This window comes from uncultured Aquimarina sp. (genome assembly GCF_947492405.1).
GTDB lineage: Bacteria > Bacteroidota > Bacteroidia > Flavobacteriales > Flavobacteriaceae > Aquimarina.
Window position 1 is genome coordinate 318,299 of sequence record NZ_CANLMP010000005.1, and the last position, 19,194, is coordinate 337,492.

A 19,194-nucleotide genomic window follows, 5' to 3' on the forward strand; every position below is an offset into this window, starting at 1 on the left:
TTAGCTTTTTTGGTTTATTTCTATTTCTTTGATATTACCATCAACTTTTATGGTATATAATCCTATTTCCAGATTATCAAATATGGTTTCTCCTCCACTTATTGCAGAAGCAGCCACAATAACACCCTCTTTCAATAAAACTACCTCTTTATTATTTATAGGAAATACAACTTTAATAGCACCTCCTGCATAACAAACGGCATCTTTTTTATAGTAGATAACATTCCCTGAACCGGATTTAACATGAACTTTCCACGATTTTAAAACTGAACGATCCTCTGAACGTACTTCGAATTGTACTGGATTACTAAAATCCAGTGTATTCTCAACGGAAAGTTGTTGTGTCGTATTGATAAATAACTCCGCTCCTGCACTTAGGTCAAAAGTAGCATTCAGCGTTGTTCTGTCTATAGCACTATCAATGTAAATCGTAAGTTCACTTCCATCAAAAATTGTATCGATTACCTCAATATCTTTAAAACCAAAATCTACTATTTCGGCTTGATTATTAAGTTGTGGACTTGCTATACTAAATGTCTGAAACAAATCTCCATAGTGATTGTTAATTTCGAATTGCTGTGTTTCCGGTACTTCTACAATAGTATTGGTCACAGAATTATAAATCTTTAGGTTTATTGTTTCACTATTTTCATTAGAAAAAACTGTTAAAAACGCATAATAACCATCCTGACTATCAACATAAGTTAGGTTTGTCACTCCACGGCATTCACCATTTACAAATGCTGCTACCTTATCATTAGTGCTTTCCAGATTTTGTCCGTCTATGTTTAAAAAAGCAACAAATGACATGGTGTATTGAAAATCATTTTCATTGACCGTCCATGCAGGTGATTGACCAAACATATTAACTCCCAATAATCCCAGGATTATCGTATTAAAAATTATTTTTTTCATCTTGTCTATAATTTTATAGTACATGTAGTGCTCTTAATTAACTTAAGAGCGCTACATGTGGTTTTATGTTACTTTTTCAGGATTTTTCTTGTAATACTTGTATCACCCATTTCTATTTGCATAAAATATGTTCCTGAAGCAATATCGGGTTTGATGTTTCTGGTATTGATCCCAGATACCATAGTCATGTCTTCTATAAAAATTAGCTGACCTGTTATAGTATACAACCTTACTATTGCTTTTTGATCTTGAGAAGCGTTTATGGTAATCGTCAGATTATTCTCAAACGGATTTGGGAAAATCGTAATATCATCAGTGAACTCTTCGAGAATAACGGGTTCTGCAATGGTACCCATCACTCCATTATTTATAAAACTGAAGCTTTTGGTCGTTACTTTTTGCTGGATCCCATCTCCAATATAAAATTGTAATGCTTCAGATGATTCTCCGTAGATCGTAATAAAACTCAATTTTTTATCACCTACCATTTGATGACTAGCTATTCCTTTTAAAGAACCGTTAGCATCATAAACAAACAACTGATCATATCCTTCTGGTAATAACACCACTGCATTCATATTCTGAGCATATTGCGCAAATCCAGTTAATATCTCTGCAGTATTTATTTCTTCAGATTGTTCTCTGGAAGATGATTTCCCTAGATAGGAAGGATATGTAAATTCCTGATTCTCTCCTGATTTAATCATATACCCTACTCCAGCTTCTAAATACTCTAAGGTTCCTTTCCAACCATTTACCGGATCATAAATAGCAAACAAGTTTTGAGATTTGATAACATCTCCGTCATTCGCATTAAAATATGCCAATGCCTCGTTTACAGTTTGATTGGATCCTATAGGATAAGGCAGCCAATTCCAATTTTGCTTTACAGGGAAACTCCAAGTATCAATATCAACAGGATTTCCTTTGATACTTAAGGATTGTTCGTTTGCCACATGTATTTTATACATCTTATCTACAGACAATCCTCCGTTAGCACTTATGGTTCCTGACCAAGTACTATTGGCAGGTATAGATTCATCTTTATAGAATGTCTCCAATAATGATGGTGAATGACTCAACATTCTATCGGAGGTTTCCAGATTCATACCTCCAGTTAGAGCATTAATATCTGAGAAATTGGTATCATTTACATTTAAGGATATCCAGGTCCATCCATCATTCATTTTAATTTCCTGAACTACCTCATCAGTATTTTCAAAAATAACAGGCATACCTATAGATCCGATCACTTCATTTTCCTGAAATGTAATAGAAGAATTAGCATCTATAACCGCGTCCAGAATTTTCCCTTGTGAGGCATCCCAAATACTAAATTTGATCTCTTCTCCATACACATCATTGCTATAAATGGATAGGTATGCAAAATACTCCTGGTAAGAAGGGTCATACACCAGATTTGCTGATCCTCTAACTTCTCCATCAGAAAATGCTGCAATTTTATCATAAGTATCTTCAGAAAAAGCTCCGTCAATCTTCACTTTTCCGATGACATTCATACTATATTCAAAATCATTAGGGTTGATGTCCCAGTCCGGTTCTTCTGCCAGTACTTTTACAGCTAATTGAAGTTTTTGATCAAATCCATAATCAGTTTGCAGGTATAAATCTTCCAAGTAATCTCCCGGCGTTAATACGTCATCAATAGTAGCAGTAATAACGATGCTGCTATCTGGAGCAATCGTTCCTGAATCATCACTTAGTGATAGCCAATTTGGAACATTAGTAATCGAGAAAGGCTGATCATTTCCTCCTTTATTGAGTATGGTGATCTCAAAAGAAGAGGATTCGTTACTATCTTTAATGATATCAACTATTTCATTATATCCTTCTGCATACCAACTTACTTCATTTCGGTTTACAAATGCAGTCCATGTAATAGGAGATTGCTGCATATTATTGGCACTATCAAACATACGATGCACTGTAATATCTAATATTTGTCCTTCTAATGAAGCCCAATCGGTTACTACAGGTTCCAGAATCATTTCATCGTCATTAATTACACGATTTACCTGGAATTTAATTAATTCTCTTTCCGGCTTAATTGCAGGAACATCATCAGAATAGTTAACCGTTCCTTCAGAAAGCACAGCATTACTCGGAATGATTGTTTGATTGTTGTAGGCATGGTAGTACCTTGGTCCATTACCCGTTTCAGGATCCGGAGCATTCATTCTTGCATATACTAACAGTCCGATACTTTCGAAATCAACTTCATTATAACGATCACGATCTATTTGTTCTTCATTTCTCAACGTATTCCATAAACGGAATTCATCAATCTTTCCAGTAAATTCACGATCAACCGTTTCGGTTCCTGCAAGATCTACACTTCCTCTGGCACCCAACCATATCTTGTTTCCAGAAAACCCACTGATATCCGACATTGGATTAGAAGAAACTAATGCTGCATCAACGTATGTTCTTAACGATCCAATACGGTTAAACAACAAGGTGATATGATGCCAGGAGTTATCCACAACACTTTCTGTGGTTAATGGATAAGAAACACCTTCATTCTCGAACGTTAGTAATCCCGAAGCAGACATATTAATTGCCCATTTATTGGCAAAACCATTCGATTGAATAATATCAGATCCATCTCCTTTACCGTTAGAAAACAAAGTAGCTTCTTGCGCAGTATCTGTTTTGATCCAGAAGGATATAGTTGCGTCCATCTCATCTGTCAATTGCACAAAATCTACATTATCCAAAGCCAATGATTGTCCGTTTGCAAACTCATATGAGTTTCCTTTAGGTTTGATATCCCAGGAAGCATTTACGCTTGCGTGTTTAAACCTGGCTATATCATTAGCAATCTCTCCTCTACCTTCGTTCATAGGCCAATATCCAACAAGACTTGCTTCGTTTCCTTGAAGCTTATCAAATCTGGTAGCATATGCATTTTCTAAACTTATGGCTTTATTCCATATGCGAAGATCGTGGATATTACCAATAAAGGTATTTCCTCCAACAACCAGTGCTTCATTATTAGAAAACTGCAAATCAATACTTCCTGTATTTCCGGCTACTTCTCTATCATCTTCATAAATACTGATCTCTCCAGTACTGTTCTTATGAGTAAAAGTGTAATGATGGAACAAATTATCTGTTACTATACCACCTGAGGCCGTAATATTGCCTATTGTAAAGTAGATTTGTCCATTATCTAATCCTATCTGAATACCACCAGCCTGATCTACTATTTTGGCGGTTGATGAATTGGTACTATTATTCATCCAAAATTCCATAGTAAAATCACCTGAAACGATGCTCGGGTTTTCTATAATGGCTGTGTTATCCGCTCCTTCAAAATATAAAGAAACATTATTATTAATCGGTAATTGATTGGTTTCTCCTTTGATCTCGATATTACTAACAGCTGTATTATAAAAGATAGCTTCGTTAAAACTTACTTTTAAGTCTTCTCCTGCAGACAATATACCATCTGTGGGTAATGGTGTTCCAAAACGCTCTGGTGCATTTAGATCGACTGTACCGGTGATCACTTCTGAAATAAATTCCGTATCATTTGTACAGCTGCTTCGTGCCCTGATTTCATATTCACCATCCTGTAATTGCAATCCGGCAATATCTAATTCAAAGGACAAGGAAGAATCATTAATTAAAGAAATTTCTGTTTCATTAGTTGCTACGGCCTCATCATAGAATTCCTGAGTTGTATAATATGTTTGTACGCGCGTCCAGGTTGGTGAGGTTGCTAAACGATATTCCAGATCAATCTTCTTAAAGCTATTAAAAGATGTATTAAATCCAGTTAAATCAATAGCTAATGGATTTGTGGAACCGTCCAGATTATAAGCAGTATCTATATTATAAACCCAGTTATCCAGAGGAGCATCCACTGTTACTTCTGAACAGGACGGTACAAATTCTGCAGATACCAATACATCGTCAAATATATTCACCTGATCGCAACGTGATTCTAAGATTACACGAATGTCTTTATATTCATATATATCAGACACCGATTTCCCAAGAGTCATAGTATAATATACCGGTTCTCCATAAGGAACATATACTACAGTACCATTTTGCGTTATATTAATTAACGCGTTGTTTGGATTGGTTGTATTATCTATACGCAGTGTGAAATAATTGAAACTGGCAGCATCACTGTTCTGATCGCTTCTGTTTTCCAGTTTTAATACAAACTCTGCTTTTTGATCTTCTGGTATATTTGTGACACTCGCTACTTCTACACTAATTAGTGGATTTTCTGCTTTTACGGTAGCATAACTTAATTCTTCTCTTTGATCATCTGCCAATGGTAAAATTTCAGGAGCATCAGAATCGTAAATAGTATTATTATAGAAATGTGAAAGTTCTGGTCCTTCATAAGGACATGAAGTAACACCTCCAATAGTACTAAAAACAGGACCATTTCCGTCAAAAAGATTTACCACATCTACACTCAACAAATTAGCAGGATCATCGTCCTTTAAGGTATAACTAATGTTTAAAGTAGATGTTTCTGTTTCCAGTAAAGTAGAATTAATATCTTGTTCAAAGAAGGTTTTTATCTTTGTTATTAACCCCATTCCATTTAATTGGAAACCAAACTCTCCAGCCAGAGTTTCCTCAATATCCAGATTCACCTTGGTCAATTTTGAATTAACCGTAGTGGTTTTTACGCTTTTTGAAAAAGTTCCTACACCAGCATCAAACGAGATGTTTTCTTCGAACTCATTTTCTATTAGCTCTCGTGTTCGTTCAGATTCTTCTAACTGATCGGTTAGGATATCATCCTGCTGTGCAGTTAAGTCACTATCTTCCAGTGCATCTTTGACTTCATTTACAAAACCATCGATAACTGTAGTTAGTGAATTTTGGTACGAAGCTCTATCATTTTTAACCAGATATTTACTTCTTTCATTTTCTTGAATAACGCTTCTCCATAACCTGATCTGCTCTATATACTCGCCTCTTGTCAAAACTCCTAGATCACCTTCACTAATAATTCCGTTATCAATATTACTAATAATCAATTCCAGTTCAGGTATTAAACTTTCCAGAATATATTTCTGAGAGTAGATAAAGAATGTTTCTGTAGGTTCTTCTACGAAATACATGGCCTTTTGCTTACTTATGAAAATACTTTCTCCATTCGTATTGGTAAGTTCATAAGATGGTGAAGCTCCAATCACAGCAGTTGATGTTTGCACATCATCATAGGAACCATAGAAGTAATTTTTAGATTCACCTATATACAAGTCTCCTTCTGCTCCCACAAACTCTTTATTACGGCTAGTGGATATTTTTTTGGTAAACTTATAGGTCTTTGTTAACCGTTCTCCATCGGTAGATGTTCTGGATAGTTCAATCCCAGTTTCAATATTATCCGTAGTTTGACTTTTGATAACAGGACCTGCTAAACCTCCTCCTGTTTCGAATATAACTCCTAACTTCAAATTAAGATTTAAAGATCCTCCCAAGGTACTTGCTAAATCAGTCTTGGAAGTAAAAGAAATCGTTTCGCCCTCTTCAATCGAGGCATAACTATTGGATCCAGGTGGATCGCGGAGAATAATATCCGGAGTATCTGGCGCAGCGGTTATAAAAGTTTGGCTTCCATCGGATTGCCCTCCAAGGATGATTCCTTCAGAAATATAATTCTCGGCAGGATAATCTACCCCATTTATTCGGTATATTATATCTAATGTATTGGTAAAAGGTGGTGTGATTGCTGGTAAACCTCCTACAAAAGTATAATGTATTGTACTTGCATCAGTAGCATCGGTTGTAATGGTTTCAGATCCTTCTAAAGCAAGGTTATTAGTTACAACCAATTCTCCATCAATTACTGGTACCAAATCTTCTATTTCTATATCGTCATAGTTGATATAGCGCTCGAAACTATTAAGCGTGATTTGATAGTTTCCAAACTGAGTATATACCGGATATTCAAAACCTTCTGTACTAATATCAACATCATCAATGGTGACGATATCATCAGAGGTTTGTTCAGTGACTCTAAGTACCGGAACTGAACGATAGGTGAAACTTTTTTCATAATGGTATGGCGTACCTTCTTCAATACTTCCGTCCTCATAGGTATATTCTGGAATCGTCATTTCTGGGATATCAGAAATATTTACAGCCTCATTAGCGTCTAACAAATTAATGGCAGCATTATTAACGATTTTTAAGCCAGTCGTTTGATTAATTTCATAATTAAGTGGTAGCATATCTATACGATATTCACCAGTTTCATTATTAGTATTAAAAATAGTCCTGGTATATGGAGTTACATTTCCTCCTATAGGTGCATACCCTAAAATAATTTCGGCTTTACCGATATTATTTTTAGCACTAATGGTAACGGTTTGATCTTCGCCTTCGCCATCCGTAATTGTTGTTTCGAATGTACCATCTTGTCCAAAACCAATGGATTTCTGAGCTTCAACAGCACCACCAACCACCTTACCAACCAGGGTAACTTTGGTATTATCCACAAAAACAACTTGCTCATTAGCATCTTCAAAGAATTCCTGAAATGTTCCTGTTTCTGCTGGGAACCTACCATTGTAGTTAAACTCATGACCATCCTTTTTTAATGTGATGTAGTGATTTCCTATCGGAACACTCACATCAAAATTACCTTCGCTGTCCGAAGTTACAGGTGTATTATTCTCATCTAGTACAATATTTCCATCTACATAGATACTAACTCCTTCTGACGCTATTCTGGCGTAACGCTCCAAATAATCGTCTGTATCATCATCAGTGGTGCCATTATCATTATACCAATATTCTCCTTTACTGTATTTTTCTGAACCTTTTTGATAATAATTATAGCCTTCATCCAGTATTCCCGGTCCGCTAATATATTCATCACCATCTGTTAATCCGCTAAAACCTCCTCCATTTACATCCACAAAGGATGAGAAAACTTCTCTGGAATCAAATAATACTTTTCCTTTAAAGCTAAAGGAAGAAATATCAACAAAATCAATTTTGTTTACTACTTCAGAACCTTGTCCTAAAAAGACTAATTGTTGACTAGGTTCGAATTGATGTTGACCATATAGCGGAGTGATCGTAAATGATTCTCCTGTTCCTGAATAAGGGATTGCTGTAATTTCATAATTACCGTTTTCATCACTAACTCCCAAAATCCCTAATTGATCAGAAGTAGGAATGTTACCAGCACCACTTATCCATAATGCTTTATCTGCTTCATTGGTATCTGCATTCCATAATTCACCGTGATTTTTGTTGTAGCTAAACCCCTTTCTAGAGATATCATAGGCATAAGCCCCAGCATTTTCGTTAGCACTTAAATAGACAACTAACCTGGAGTCATTTCCGCTGATGTATCTTCTGTAATCTGTTCTGATATTTAAAGGATCAATCGCTTCGTTCCAAATTCTAACTTCATCAACATCAACAGTCTTTCCACTTCCAATATTGATATCATCCCATTCGGATGCAACTCCACCAAGACTTAATTCATTGGTTTGCGCAGGAACGGTAACATTCATATAAGGTCCTGCATAATTATCGTTCAATTCATCTAAACGCGCATTAACCTCAACCTGATATTCTTCATTAATTACTCTACCGTTTATATATAACAACGGAACTTCATTATCATTCATCACGATAGAGAAATGAACAAATTCGTTATTGAAATCTGTTACAGGAACCAACTCATCATCACCTCTATCATCTAATTCTCCTGACGGATAGAAATTTTGCAATTGATATTCACTTCCTCCAATGTTTACCACCAACGTATTCGAAAGTGCCTTTAGATTTAAAGTGATATCGATATGAGTAAAATCTAAATTCGTAAGTCTAAACAATCGAATTGAAGGGTCTGAATCTGTTGTAAAAGCAGTTTCTGGTCGTACCCATGCCTGAAGTGTTGCCGCTGTAGTAATAGGGTTATTCAGCTCTTTTATTTTTACATCTCCGGTACTCGGAATACGTAAAAGGCTACCTGTATTTATAGCTCCTCCATCAGATTTTGCTCTTATCGTTACATCTTTTACAGGGCTTCCTCCTTCATAACTAATATTACCAGTTACTACAGCGGTTGGATTTCTATATCCAATACCTGTAATAAAGGTTGCATAACGTTCTTCGGTTTGGCTAACACCTTCTGCTACTACTTTATATTCGTATAAAACGCCTCCTTCTACATATTTATCTTCATAGGAAGTTTCTTCAGGAGAAATACTACTTATTTGTTCATAGATTTCAGTGCCATCATCCGTATATTCTCTTCGGTACAGATCTATGGTGCTCACTAAATCGAAATTATTTCTGAGATTCCATTCGATTAATACTTTATCCCCAAAATATCCTTTGGAAACGTCAAAAGATTCCTCAGCAAAGGTGTTGAATAAGTATAATACTTCCCATGGAAAACGGATATCTGCAGGTTCTGTTTTACGTTCGGTACTATTCATATCCTGCGCCAGGTATGGTAATCCCACTTGTATCGTATAATTATTAGCCTGTATGGCTTGAGAAACGGGAGCAATCTTTGCTCCATCCTCGTTCTGTGCCCAAAGCCCTGTTGCCAGGAGCCAAAGGCCTATTACTACATATTTTTTCATAACTATATCTCCTTATAATTTAATGATATAGTTAACTCCATAGTTTACTGGACGTGTCTCAGTACCTCCAATGGTGGCAGTAGATCCGGTAATATTATGGTTATGAGCACCATCGTCTGCAATTGTAGCCGAAAGCAGTAAATTTGGTTCAGATCCTGTAGCATCCGATCCGTCAGTTCCATTACTTGTATGGTTTCCATTGTCCAGTAACACTTTATTAAACCCTCCATCACTACTTGTATTGTGATCATGTTCTCCTGCTATAGAATTTACTAAGGATCCGCTTGCGTGCGAATGTTCTTCAAAAGCATCTTGCTGTGTCTGGTTTAATTGCGGTCCTGATTGATTGTTAACCGGGCTTATTCCTGTTCCTCGTAAAAACATTCCCTGAAGGTTTGGTGCATTATTGGTTCCTAAAAGTGTTATTAAAGCTTCTGATCCTGTAATTGATGTCAGGTTTTGACCATCACACAGTGCCCAACCAGCCGGGATTTTAGTACCTACAAAAGGCATAATAGACCCTGTTGGCACTCCGTTATTAGCTGCTATCGCATAGGGTACATGTTTTAATTTCTCATCAGAGATGATGGTATTACCCTCACTTATTCTAAGAAATGCCTGATAATTGGCAAAATTAGGGTTGTTCTCTGCCGTAGGATCAATCACATGTGAAAACACGCCAAAGGCATCTGTTTGTAATGTCTTACTTTCACTTGATATTTGAACTTCAGATGAAGCAACCAAATGATATATATAAAATGTTAAAGTAATTGTGGCATTTGCTCTGGCAGTGTTATTACCATCTCTTGCAATTCCTTGTACTGCAATACCAGCTGTAGTGGCTGATGATTGCGCAAAGGTTATGGTTGTTACAAATAATGCAAAAAATAGTAAAAAAGATAGTTTTGATTTCATGGTTAGTGTTTTAGAAGTTTTGTATAAAAATTAGTATTGGTGTTTGTTTGATATTGTATACACACGACACATTTTTTGTGTCGTTATGATTATAAATATGGTGTGAAAAAATGTTAACTGTTTTGAAATGAACTCTGGATTGAGTTCATTATTTATTATTCATAGAGAATATATAATGAATAGATTTTTTTGATTTAGTTGTGAAAATGTAATGTAGTTTCATAAGGGAATTTTTGTCATTATTAATTCGAGGCGAAATAATCGAAAAACTGTTAAAAACAACCTAAATTCTACCGGACAAAAACCGGACAACTCAATTATTTTGGATTACCAGAGGATGAAAATAAATATAAAATACAGTATATCAGGTAGTTAATATTTTTCCTGATGTTTATGTATTTAGAAATAAAAAAAGTGTTTTTGGTATACTATACTTTTAAAAAAAACATCATAAACTTTTAGTTTTTAAACATAATCCAGATTTCCTTATTTCTGTATATTTACATATCACACAAAAATTGTTAGATCGTTGGAATCGATCTGGCGAATTAAAACCATTATAATGAAGAAACTCATATACCTTTTATTAGCTCTTATTATCATTGCCTGCAAAGAGGACATAACTAAACCAATTCAAGAAGAAAATAATAAAGAAGAAATTACTTCTTCACCTAAAAAAGAAATCACAGATCCAAAAGAGACCGAGGTTTGGGATCCGGAACCTAAAGCTATCTCTTTTAATGAAAATAATGTCCCCTCGGATGCAATCATACTTTTTAATGGAAATGATTTAGATCAATGGATCTCAACTAAAGATGCTGTTCTTGCATCGTGGAATATTAATTCTGATAACACAATGACTATAGAACCTGGAACCGGTGATATACAAACTAAAGAAAACTTTGGAAGTGTTCAATTACATTTAGAATGGAAAGCTCCTGATGTTGTTGAAGGAGAAGGACAAGGTAGAGGAAATAGCGGGGTTTTCTTTCAGAACAAATATGAAGTACAAATACTGGATAGCTATCAAAATCGCACCTATGCTAATGGACAAGCCACTTCTATTTATAAACAACATATTCCGCTGGTAAATGCTACCAAACCTAACGATCAATGGCAGACATATGACATTATCTTTCACGCACCAGAATTTGATCAAGCTGGCAAAAAGACCAAATCGGGATCTTTTACAGTGATTCATAATGGTATACTTGTACAAGATCATGTAGAAATTCTGGGAAGTACTGAATATATCGGACCTCCTAAAAACGAACCTCATGGTAAAGGGCCGATAAAATTGCAAGATCATAGCAATCCTGTACATTACAGAAATATTTGGGTAAGAGAATTGGATTAATTATTGCTTAGAAATAAAATCTTGTATCTCTTTATCCTCAAAAACAGGGTTTGCGCCTTCACTTCCCGCAACCATCGCTCCTATTGCACAAGCAAAATCTAAGGCTAATTGGGGTTCACTGTCCTGTAGTAACTTAGAAATTAAAGTTGCCAAAAAAGAGTCTCCAGCTCCTACTGTATCTACTACTTCAATCTTGTATCCATTATTATGACACAAAGATCCTTCATAAAATAATGTGGCGCCTTTTCCTCCTTTGGTAACACAAATTTGATCTGTATTTGTATGATTTGCTATTGCTTCTATCTGCTCGTGCAGTGTAGCTTCTTTAATGCTAAAATGATTGCAGATCTCATCGAGTTCTTCATCGTTTAACTTAATAAAATCTGCTCTTTTCATTAATTGAGAAAGTAATTCTGAATCGTAATGTGGTGGACGAAGATTTACATCCAAAATCTTGAATTTAGCTTCATCAAGTAATTCGAATAGTGTGTTTCTGGAAACTTCATTTCTAGCTGCCAAACTACCATAAATAATAGCGTCGGATGTTTTTACATCCATAAGAGCTTTTTCCGTATTATCAATAAAATCCCAGGCAACAGGACGACTTATTTCATAAGAGGCCGTGCCTTGACTATCCAAACTCACTAACACTTCTCCTGTATGATGTTGATAATCTTTCTGTATTGTTTCCGAAGACAACCCTTGCTTATCTATATATGTGATAAGATCATGCCCTAAATCATCTACACCTACTCTAGTAATAATTGAAGAATCCATCCCCATTGTTTTCAATCGTAAAGCAACGTTAAGTGGAGCACCTCCAACTTTTTTATGGTGTGGAAATATATCCCAAAGCACTTCTCCAAAACAGCTTATTCTCATGGTTTTCTAAATTTCATCTAAGATAATCAATTATTAAATTTTAATTACCTAAAAAACAACCCTCACCGGTTAACTACTCCGATGAGGGTCTAGGTTGAAGCCAAAAAAATTAAACTAACTCAACTTACACTCAATTAACGACTTCAACTTATCTTCAAATTCTTATTTACAGCTATCAAGATCCCGAAACAAGTTCGGGATTGAATTCAGCTATCTCTTTTTAATTCGCTTCGCTTTTAAAAATCGGCTTCATTCAACTTACACTCAATTAACAACTTCAACTTTTCTTCAATGTTTTATAATTTTTTATTTAAAATGGATTCCAGCCTAAAGTTTATCTTGAGCTTGTCGAAAGGCTGGAATGACAAAATGATATTGTTTTTAAACTGAATTTAATTTCTCTTTAATCTTATCTAAACACAAATTGTTAATACTACCGATATGACTATGTTTCGTGTTTTTTTCAGGTTTATAGTTTCCGTTTTCGATATCTAATCCAATTTTCACATACGCATCCCTAAAAGACATTCCTTTCATTACTAATTCATTTAATGTATCCACACTAAACAAATAATCATATTTAGAGTCACTCAGGATAGTCTCATTCACCGTAACACTTTTTAAAGCGTAGATTCCCATTTCTAAACAGGCCTTTAGGTCCTGAATTGCTGGAACAATACCTTCTTTAAGCAATTGTAAATCTCTATGATAACCACTTGGTAAATTGTTAGTCAACAGGCTTAATTCATAAGGCAATGCCTGAATTTTATTACATTTTCCTCTTATTAGTTCAAATACATCTGGATTCTTTTTATGTGGCATGATACTAGAACCTGTAGTTAATTCTGATGGAATGCTCATAAAATCAAAATTCTGACTCATATATAAGCATACATCCATGGCTAACTTAGAAAGTGTTCCTGCCACACTACTCATGGCAAAAGCAGTGGATTTTTCTGATTTCCCTCTACTCATCTGTGCAGCTACTACATTATATTTTAAGGTTTCAAAACTTAATTCTTTGGTTGTAAATTCTCTATCAATAGGAAATGAGCTTCCGTATCCCGCAGCACTGCCTAATGGATTCTGATCTACCACTTTTAAAGCAGCATTCACGAAATACAGATCATCTACAAAACTCTCTGCGTATGCAGAAAACCATAATCCAAATGATGACGGCATCGCAATCTGAAGGTGCGTATAGCCTGGCAATAATACTTCTTTATATTTTTCTGCAGAACTTAATAAGCTCTCTGACAATTCTTTAACCTGCGATTTAATGTTTAACAGCTCATCTTTCAGGTATAAATGTATTGCTACTAGCACTTGATCATTTCTGGATCTAGCCGTGTGAATTTTCTTTCCAGCATCTCCTACCTTTTTTGTGAGTTCGAACTCTATTTTAGAATGTACATCTTCAAACTGATCTTCGATTACAAAAGTTCCGTTTTCAATCTGTTCTGCTAATATCTCCAGTTCTTTTTCAATAGCTTTAATTTCCTGATCAGAAAGTAATTCTATAATATGTAACATTTTAGCATGAGCTAATGTTGCCTGCACATCATATTTGGCAATTACCAAATCTAGTTGTCTATCATTACCCACGGTAAACATATCTATTTTTTGATCTGTTGGTAATCCCTTATCCCAAAGTTTCATCTTCTTTATTTATATCATTTATTATTGTCAGGCTGAGCTTGTCGAAGCCTTTATATCATTCACACTTCGACAAGCTCAGTGTGACATATTTACTATACTATTCCTTCTAAAATTTTAATATATAATTCCACTCCTTCTTTAATCTCCTCTACATATATAAACTCATCCGCAGAATGTGATCTGGTAGAATCTCCTGGTCCTAATTTTAACGACGGACAACTCAATACTGATTGATCAGAGAGTGTCGGTGAGCCATAGGTACTTCTGCCCAAAGCAATTCCTGATTTCACGATAGGGTGATCTTTTGGTATGGATGAAGACCCTAAATGCAATGATCTTGGTTTTACTTCCACATTCTTTGGCATCGCCTTTTTAACTATGGCTAAAACCTTTTCATTTTTATACTTGTCATTTACTCTAATATCTACTACCAGATGACATGGAGAAGGGACTACATTATGCTGATTACCTGCATGTATTTGTGTAACTGTCATTTTTACATCGCCTAAAGTCTCTGAACTTTTTTCAAATTTGTAATCTCTAAACCATTCAATTACATTCAGTGTATTATAAATTGCATTATCATCATTAGGATGTGCAGCATGACTTGCAGTTCCGCTTACAGATACATCCAATACTAACAATCCTTTCTCGGCAATCGCTAATTGCATCAAAGTTGGTTCACCAACAACGGCGAACTTTACATTTTTTAGATACTTCAGAATACTTTTTAAACCTAATGGGCCACTACTCTCCTCTTCTGCGGAAGCTGCTATTACAAAATTATAATTCAAGTTCTCTTTGTTATAGAAATATGTAAATGTGGCAATTAAAGAGACTAAACATCCTCCAGCATCATTGCTTCCTAATCCGTATAATTTGCCATCTTCTACAAATGCATTTAACGGGTCATTGGTATAATTACCATTTGGCTTTACAGTATCATGATGAGAGTTCAATAATACAGTAGGTTTACTTTCATCAAAATATTTGTTGTATGCCCAAATGTTATTATTCTCTCTTTCAAAAGGAATATTATATTGATCAAACCAATTTTCAATTAAGGTAGCAGTTCCCTCTTCTTCTGAAGAAAAAGACTGTGTTTCGATCAGCTTATGCAAAAGCTCAATAGCATTATTTGTTAATTCTTGTATCATTGTTACAAACTCAAAGTTGTATGTTTAGTAGTGTTATCCTTTATAAAATCAGCATTTGCAATATGTACTTTACTCACATTTTTATGTAATGCATCAAAACAGTTCTGTAGTTTAGGCAACATTCCATCTGCAATAATCTCAGCATCTCTTAATTCAGAATACTTATCTAAATCAATATGTTCAATTACAGAGTCTTTATCTTCTATGTTCTCTAAAACTCCTTTTAATTCAAAACAATAAAAGAGAGACACATCATAATATGTTCCCATGGCAGAAGCAATTTCTGAAGCAATCGTATCCGCATTGGTATTAAACAATTGACCATTAGCGTCATGTGTTACAGCACAAAAAACTGGAGTTATTCCTAATTCCAAAAAACCCTGTAACGTTTTACTATTCACCTTAGTTACGTCTCCAACATATCCATAATCAACAAACTGTACAGGTCTTTTATCTGCTACCACTAGGTTCGCATCAGCCCCGGTTAATCCAAGGGCATTACAATGATATTTTTGCAAACCAGCGACAATAGTCTTATTCAATAAACCTGCATATGTCATTACTACAATTTCCAGATTCTCTGCTGAAGTAATTCTTCTTCCATCGATCATTTCAGTCTTAACACCTAGTTTTGAAGCCAATTTCGTGGCAGATTTACCACCTCCGTGAATCAGGATTTTTGGCCCTTCTGTTTTAGAGAAATCTTTTAGAAAAGAATCTAAGGCTTTTTCATCTTCGATGATGTTTCCTCCAATCTTAGCTACCAATAACTTTTGTTTTTGTTCCATAACTCAACTTTTTTCTAAAATTTTCTTTAATACCAATTGAGCTGCATAGGTTCTGTTATTAGCCTGTTCGATTACTATAGAATTTTCACTATCAATAACCGTATCATCAACCACCACGTTTCTTCTTACCGGTAAACAATGCATAAATTTTGCATTATTAGTTAATTTCATTTTCTCTTCGGTAATTTTCCAATGTTGATCTTGAGATGATTTTCCATAATCATTATATGAACTCCAGTTCTTTACATACACAAAATCCGCATCTTTCAATGCATGTTCCTGATTGTAATCAATGGGCACCTCATTAGTAATCTGACTGGCTAACTCAAATCCCACAGGGTGGGTAATTACAAAATCTGCTTCCATTTGTTGCGCAATTTCTACAAAAGAATTCGCAACTGCCTGTGGTAAGGCTTTCGGATGCGGTGCCCATGATAATACAATCTTTGGTCTATATGTTGGTTTATGTTCTGTTATCGTAATTGCGTCTGTTAATGCTTGTAAAGGATGACCAGTAGCACTTTCCATATTAATTACAGGAATACTGGCATATTTGATAAAGCTTTTCATCACTTTTTCTTCATAATCCTCTTCTCTATTCTCTAGTTTTGCAAATGCTCTGATTGCCAATACATCACAGTACTGCGAAACTACTTGGGCTGCCTCTTTTACATGTTCAGAATTACCTTGATCCATTACCGTTCCATCTCCATATTCTAAAGACCAACCTTCACCAGTAAAATTCATTACGATCACATTCATGCCAAGGTTTAAAGCAGCTTTTTGGGTGCTTAATCGAGTACGAAGACTAGGATTAAAAAATAATAAACCTATAGTTTTATCCACGCCTAACATCTTATTAGACAAAGGAGTTTTCTTTAGTTCAATCGCTTCATTCACCCAATTATCCAGTGAATCTATATCTTTTATTGAGAAGTAATTATTCATTATATACTGCTTTAACTATTTTAGTAAAAGGAACTTTTTTATCAATCGCATTTACCATAAAATTATCTTCCAGACCATTAACAATCCAGGTTTCTATAGCTGAATTTTGCGCTATACTTGCTGCTTGTACTTTAGATGTCATTCCTCCTGTTCCATGTGTTGAAACAGAGGAAACAATTTCATTAGTCAACGAATCAATATCATCCACTTCATTAATGGTCTCATATGTACTATTCTCTACAGACTCTTTAGTACAAATACCGTTGGTGTTAGTTGCAATTACTAATAAATCAGCTTCCAGCAAACAGGCTGTTAAAGCAGCTAACTTATCATTATCTCCAAATTGGATTTCATCAGTTGCCACGGTATCATTTTCATTGATAATAGGTATATAGTTATTTGCTACTAATACGTTAATTGTATTCACAATATTCTTTTTGGATTGTTCTCTTTCAAAATCAGAATACGATAATAAACATTGCGATGTAAGCAATCCTAAATCTCTAAAACTCTCCTGAAAAATCCTCATTAAATGTGGTTGTCCGATGGATGCCAACGCTTGTTTTACATTTATTTCCTTACCATTACTTTCCAGATTTACAAATTGTTTCGCCACAGCGATAGCTCCAGAACTTACAATCACAAATTCATAAAGGTCTTGTAAAGCAACAATCTGTTTACCTATATCTTCTATCTTACCTCTGGAGATATGATCCGTTTCTTTAGTTAAGACATTAGACCCTATCTTCAGTACAATTCTCTTTTTACCTGATCTGTCCATCTCCATGTATATACCATTTATTCGTTACCAAATGCTGCAAACCGATTGGGCCTCTTTGGTGTAATTTATCTGTGCTTATAGCTAACTCTCCTCCTAAACCTAACTGAAAACCATCAGTGAATCTAGTAGATGCATTGTGATATACTGCTGCACAATCTACAGATGACATGAAAATCTCTGCTTCCTTTTGATTTCTGGTAATAATAGCTGCAGAATGTCCTCCACTATATTTATTTATCTTAGAAATTGCTTCTGGAGCATTCTCGGTTTCTCCGATAACAATTTTATAATCTAAAAATTCTTCCTGCCAAATATCGTTATCAGAAATCGGGTTTACATCTACGTATTTAGACAATGAAGTATCTCCTAATATTTCTACATTAAAATTTTTGAGTGTTGTGATTAGATTTCTTACAAAGTCCTCCTTATTGGGAAGATTTTTATCTATTAAAACCTTATCTACAGCATTACAAGCAGAAATTTTATCTGTTTTCCCATTAATAATATTATCCAAAGCCAAAGCTCGATCTGCTTCGTTATGTACATACACAAAGTTATTCCCTCTTCCACTCACGATAACAGGACAAGTAGCGTGTTGTTTTACAAACGCGATCAACCTTTCTCCTCCTCTGGGAACGATAAGATCAATATTCTGGGTTGGTTTTTCTAAAAATGCCTGTGTCTCTGTTCTGTTATATTTTAGATACTCTACCCAATCTGTTGAAATATTATTCTCATTAAGTGCCTGATGCCAAAGTTTTACTATTTCGAGATTAGAATTTAGAGATTCTTTACCTCCTTTTAGTAAAATTTTATTTCCGGATTTGAAAGCAATTCCAGCTGCTTCTATGGTAACATCTGGTCTTGATTCATAGATAATTAAGACAGTACCAAAAGAAGCAGTTTTATTATATACCTGCATACCATTATCATGTGTAAATCGAAAACGTTCTACACCAATTGGATCTTCCTGACAAGCCAACTGTTCAAGAGCTGCAATCATGGCTTCTATTTTATGATGATCAACTTTTAGTCGATCCTTCATTGCCAAATCCTCTCCCGAATACGATTCAAGATCTTTTAGATTTGCTTCTAGTATAGCATCTCTATGTTGATCTACCAATACTGTCATCCTTTGCAATATTGAGTTTCTTTGTGATATATTTAGTATATGGTTCAT

11 protein-coding genes are annotated in these 19,194 nt (G+C 35.0%); 1 reads left to right on the forward strand and 10 read right to left on the reverse strand.

The window, feature by feature from the left end; genetic code table 11:
* The 3 genes from Q0829_RS18745 to Q0829_RS18755 all read right to left on the reverse strand — a co-directional run bounded on the left by Q0829_RS18745 (position 1) and on the right by Q0829_RS18755 (position 10,442).
* Complete coding sequence (locus tag Q0829_RS18745; RefSeq protein WP_298545985.1) at positions 1-915, reverse strand: hypothetical protein; 915 nt, start codon at positions 913-915, stop codon at positions 1-3.
* Positions 916-983: 68 nt separating this feature from the next.
* Positions 984-9,527: a LamG-like jellyroll fold domain-containing protein gene (locus Q0829_RS18750; protein ID WP_298545987.1), complete on the reverse strand. Its 8,544-nt coding sequence runs from the start codon at positions 9,525-9,527 to the stop codon at positions 984-986.
* Positions 9,528-9,539: 12 nt separating this feature from the next.
* Entirely contained in the window at positions 9,540-10,442 is a 903-nt protein-coding gene (locus tag Q0829_RS18755; protein WP_298545988.1) for a phage tail protein, read from the reverse strand.
* A 562-nt stretch (positions 10,443-11,004) separates the two neighbouring features.
* On the opposite strand from Q0829_RS18755, the gene Q0829_RS18760 reads away from it, so the two are divergent.
* Positions 11,005-11,799, forward strand: coding sequence for a DUF1080 domain-containing protein (locus tag Q0829_RS18760; protein WP_298545989.1), 795 nt, complete (start codon positions 11,005-11,007; stop codon positions 11,797-11,799).
* On the opposite strand, the gene Q0829_RS18765 is transcribed toward Q0829_RS18760, so the two are convergent.
* From Q0829_RS18765 to Q0829_RS18795, 7 genes are all read right to left on the reverse strand, one after another.
* Positions 11,800-12,681, reverse strand: coding sequence for a carbohydrate kinase (locus Q0829_RS18765; protein WP_298545990.1), 882 nt, complete (start codon positions 12,679-12,681; stop codon positions 11,800-11,802). It abuts the gene before it with no gap.
* A gap of 381 nt (positions 12,682-13,062) precedes the next feature.
* On the reverse strand, positions 13,063-14,340 hold the full coding sequence (gene argH / locus Q0829_RS18770) for an argininosuccinate lyase (protein ID WP_298545992.1): 1,278 nt from the start codon (positions 14,338-14,340) through the stop codon (positions 13,063-13,065).
* Positions 14,341-14,432: 92 nt separating this feature from the next.
* On the reverse strand, positions 14,433-15,497 hold the full coding sequence (locus tag Q0829_RS18775) for a M20 family metallo-hydrolase (RefSeq protein ID WP_298545993.1): 1,065 nt from the start codon (positions 15,495-15,497) through the stop codon (positions 14,433-14,435).
* Between the two features lie 2 nt (positions 15,498-15,499).
* On the reverse strand, positions 15,500-16,285 hold the full coding sequence (gene argB / locus Q0829_RS18780) for an acetylglutamate kinase (RefSeq protein ID WP_298545994.1): 786 nt from the start codon (positions 16,283-16,285) through the stop codon (positions 15,500-15,502).
* Between the two features lie 3 nt (positions 16,286-16,288).
* Complete coding sequence (locus tag Q0829_RS18785; RefSeq protein WP_298545996.1) at positions 16,289-17,233, reverse strand: N-acetylornithine carbamoyltransferase; 945 nt, start codon at positions 17,231-17,233, stop codon at positions 16,289-16,291.
* Entirely contained in the window at positions 17,226-18,020 is a 795-nt protein-coding gene (gene proB / locus Q0829_RS18790) for a glutamate 5-kinase (RefSeq protein ID WP_298545998.1), read from the reverse strand. Before proB ends, Q0829_RS18785 begins: the two co-directional genes overlap by 8 nt.
* Complete coding sequence (locus Q0829_RS18795) at positions 17,998-19,194, reverse strand: glutamate-5-semialdehyde dehydrogenase (protein WP_298546000.1); 1,197 nt, start codon at positions 19,192-19,194, stop codon at positions 17,998-18,000. Before Q0829_RS18795 ends, proB begins: the two co-directional genes overlap by 23 nt.

What these genes read in the sequence shown, in the direction of transcription:
- Q0829_RS18745 (WP_298545985.1), bottom strand. Translation starts at nt 915, where the DNA reads ATGAAAAAAATAATTTTTAATACGATAATCCTGGGATTATTGGGAGTT.
- Q0829_RS18750 (WP_298545987.1), bottom strand. Translation starts at nt 9,527, where the DNA reads ATGAAAAAATATGTAGTAATAGGCCTTTGGCTCCTGGCAACAGGGCTT.
- Q0829_RS18755 (WP_298545988.1), bottom strand. Translation starts at nt 10,442, where the DNA reads ATGAAATCAAAACTATCTTTTTTACTATTTTTTGCATTATTTGTAACA.
- Q0829_RS18760 (WP_298545989.1), top strand. Translation starts at nt 11,005, where the DNA reads ATGAAGAAACTCATATACCTTTTATTAGCTCTTATTATCATTGCCTGC.
- Q0829_RS18765 (WP_298545990.1), bottom strand. Translation starts at nt 12,681, where the DNA reads ATGAGAATAAGCTGTTTTGGAGAAGTGCTTTGGGATATATTTCCACAC.
- argH (WP_298545992.1), bottom strand. Translation starts at nt 14,340, where the DNA reads ATGAAACTTTGGGATAAGGGATTACCAACAGATCAAAAAATAGATATG.
- Q0829_RS18775 (WP_298545993.1), bottom strand. Translation starts at nt 15,497, where the DNA reads ATGATACAAGAATTAACAAATAATGCTATTGAGCTTTTGCATAAGCTG.
- argB (WP_298545994.1), bottom strand. Translation starts at nt 16,285, where the DNA reads ATGGAACAAAAACAAAAGTTATTGGTAGCTAAGATTGGAGGAAACATC.
- Q0829_RS18785 (WP_298545996.1), bottom strand. Translation starts at nt 17,233, where the DNA reads ATGAATAATTACTTCTCAATAAAAGATATAGATTCACTGGATAATTGG.
- proB (WP_298545998.1), bottom strand. Translation starts at nt 18,020, where the DNA reads ATGGAGATGGACAGATCAGGTAAAAAGAGAATTGTACTGAAGATAGGG.
- Q0829_RS18795 (WP_298546000.1), bottom strand. Translation starts at nt 19,194, where the DNA reads ATGAACCATATACTAAATATATCACAAAGAAACTCAATATTGCAAAGG.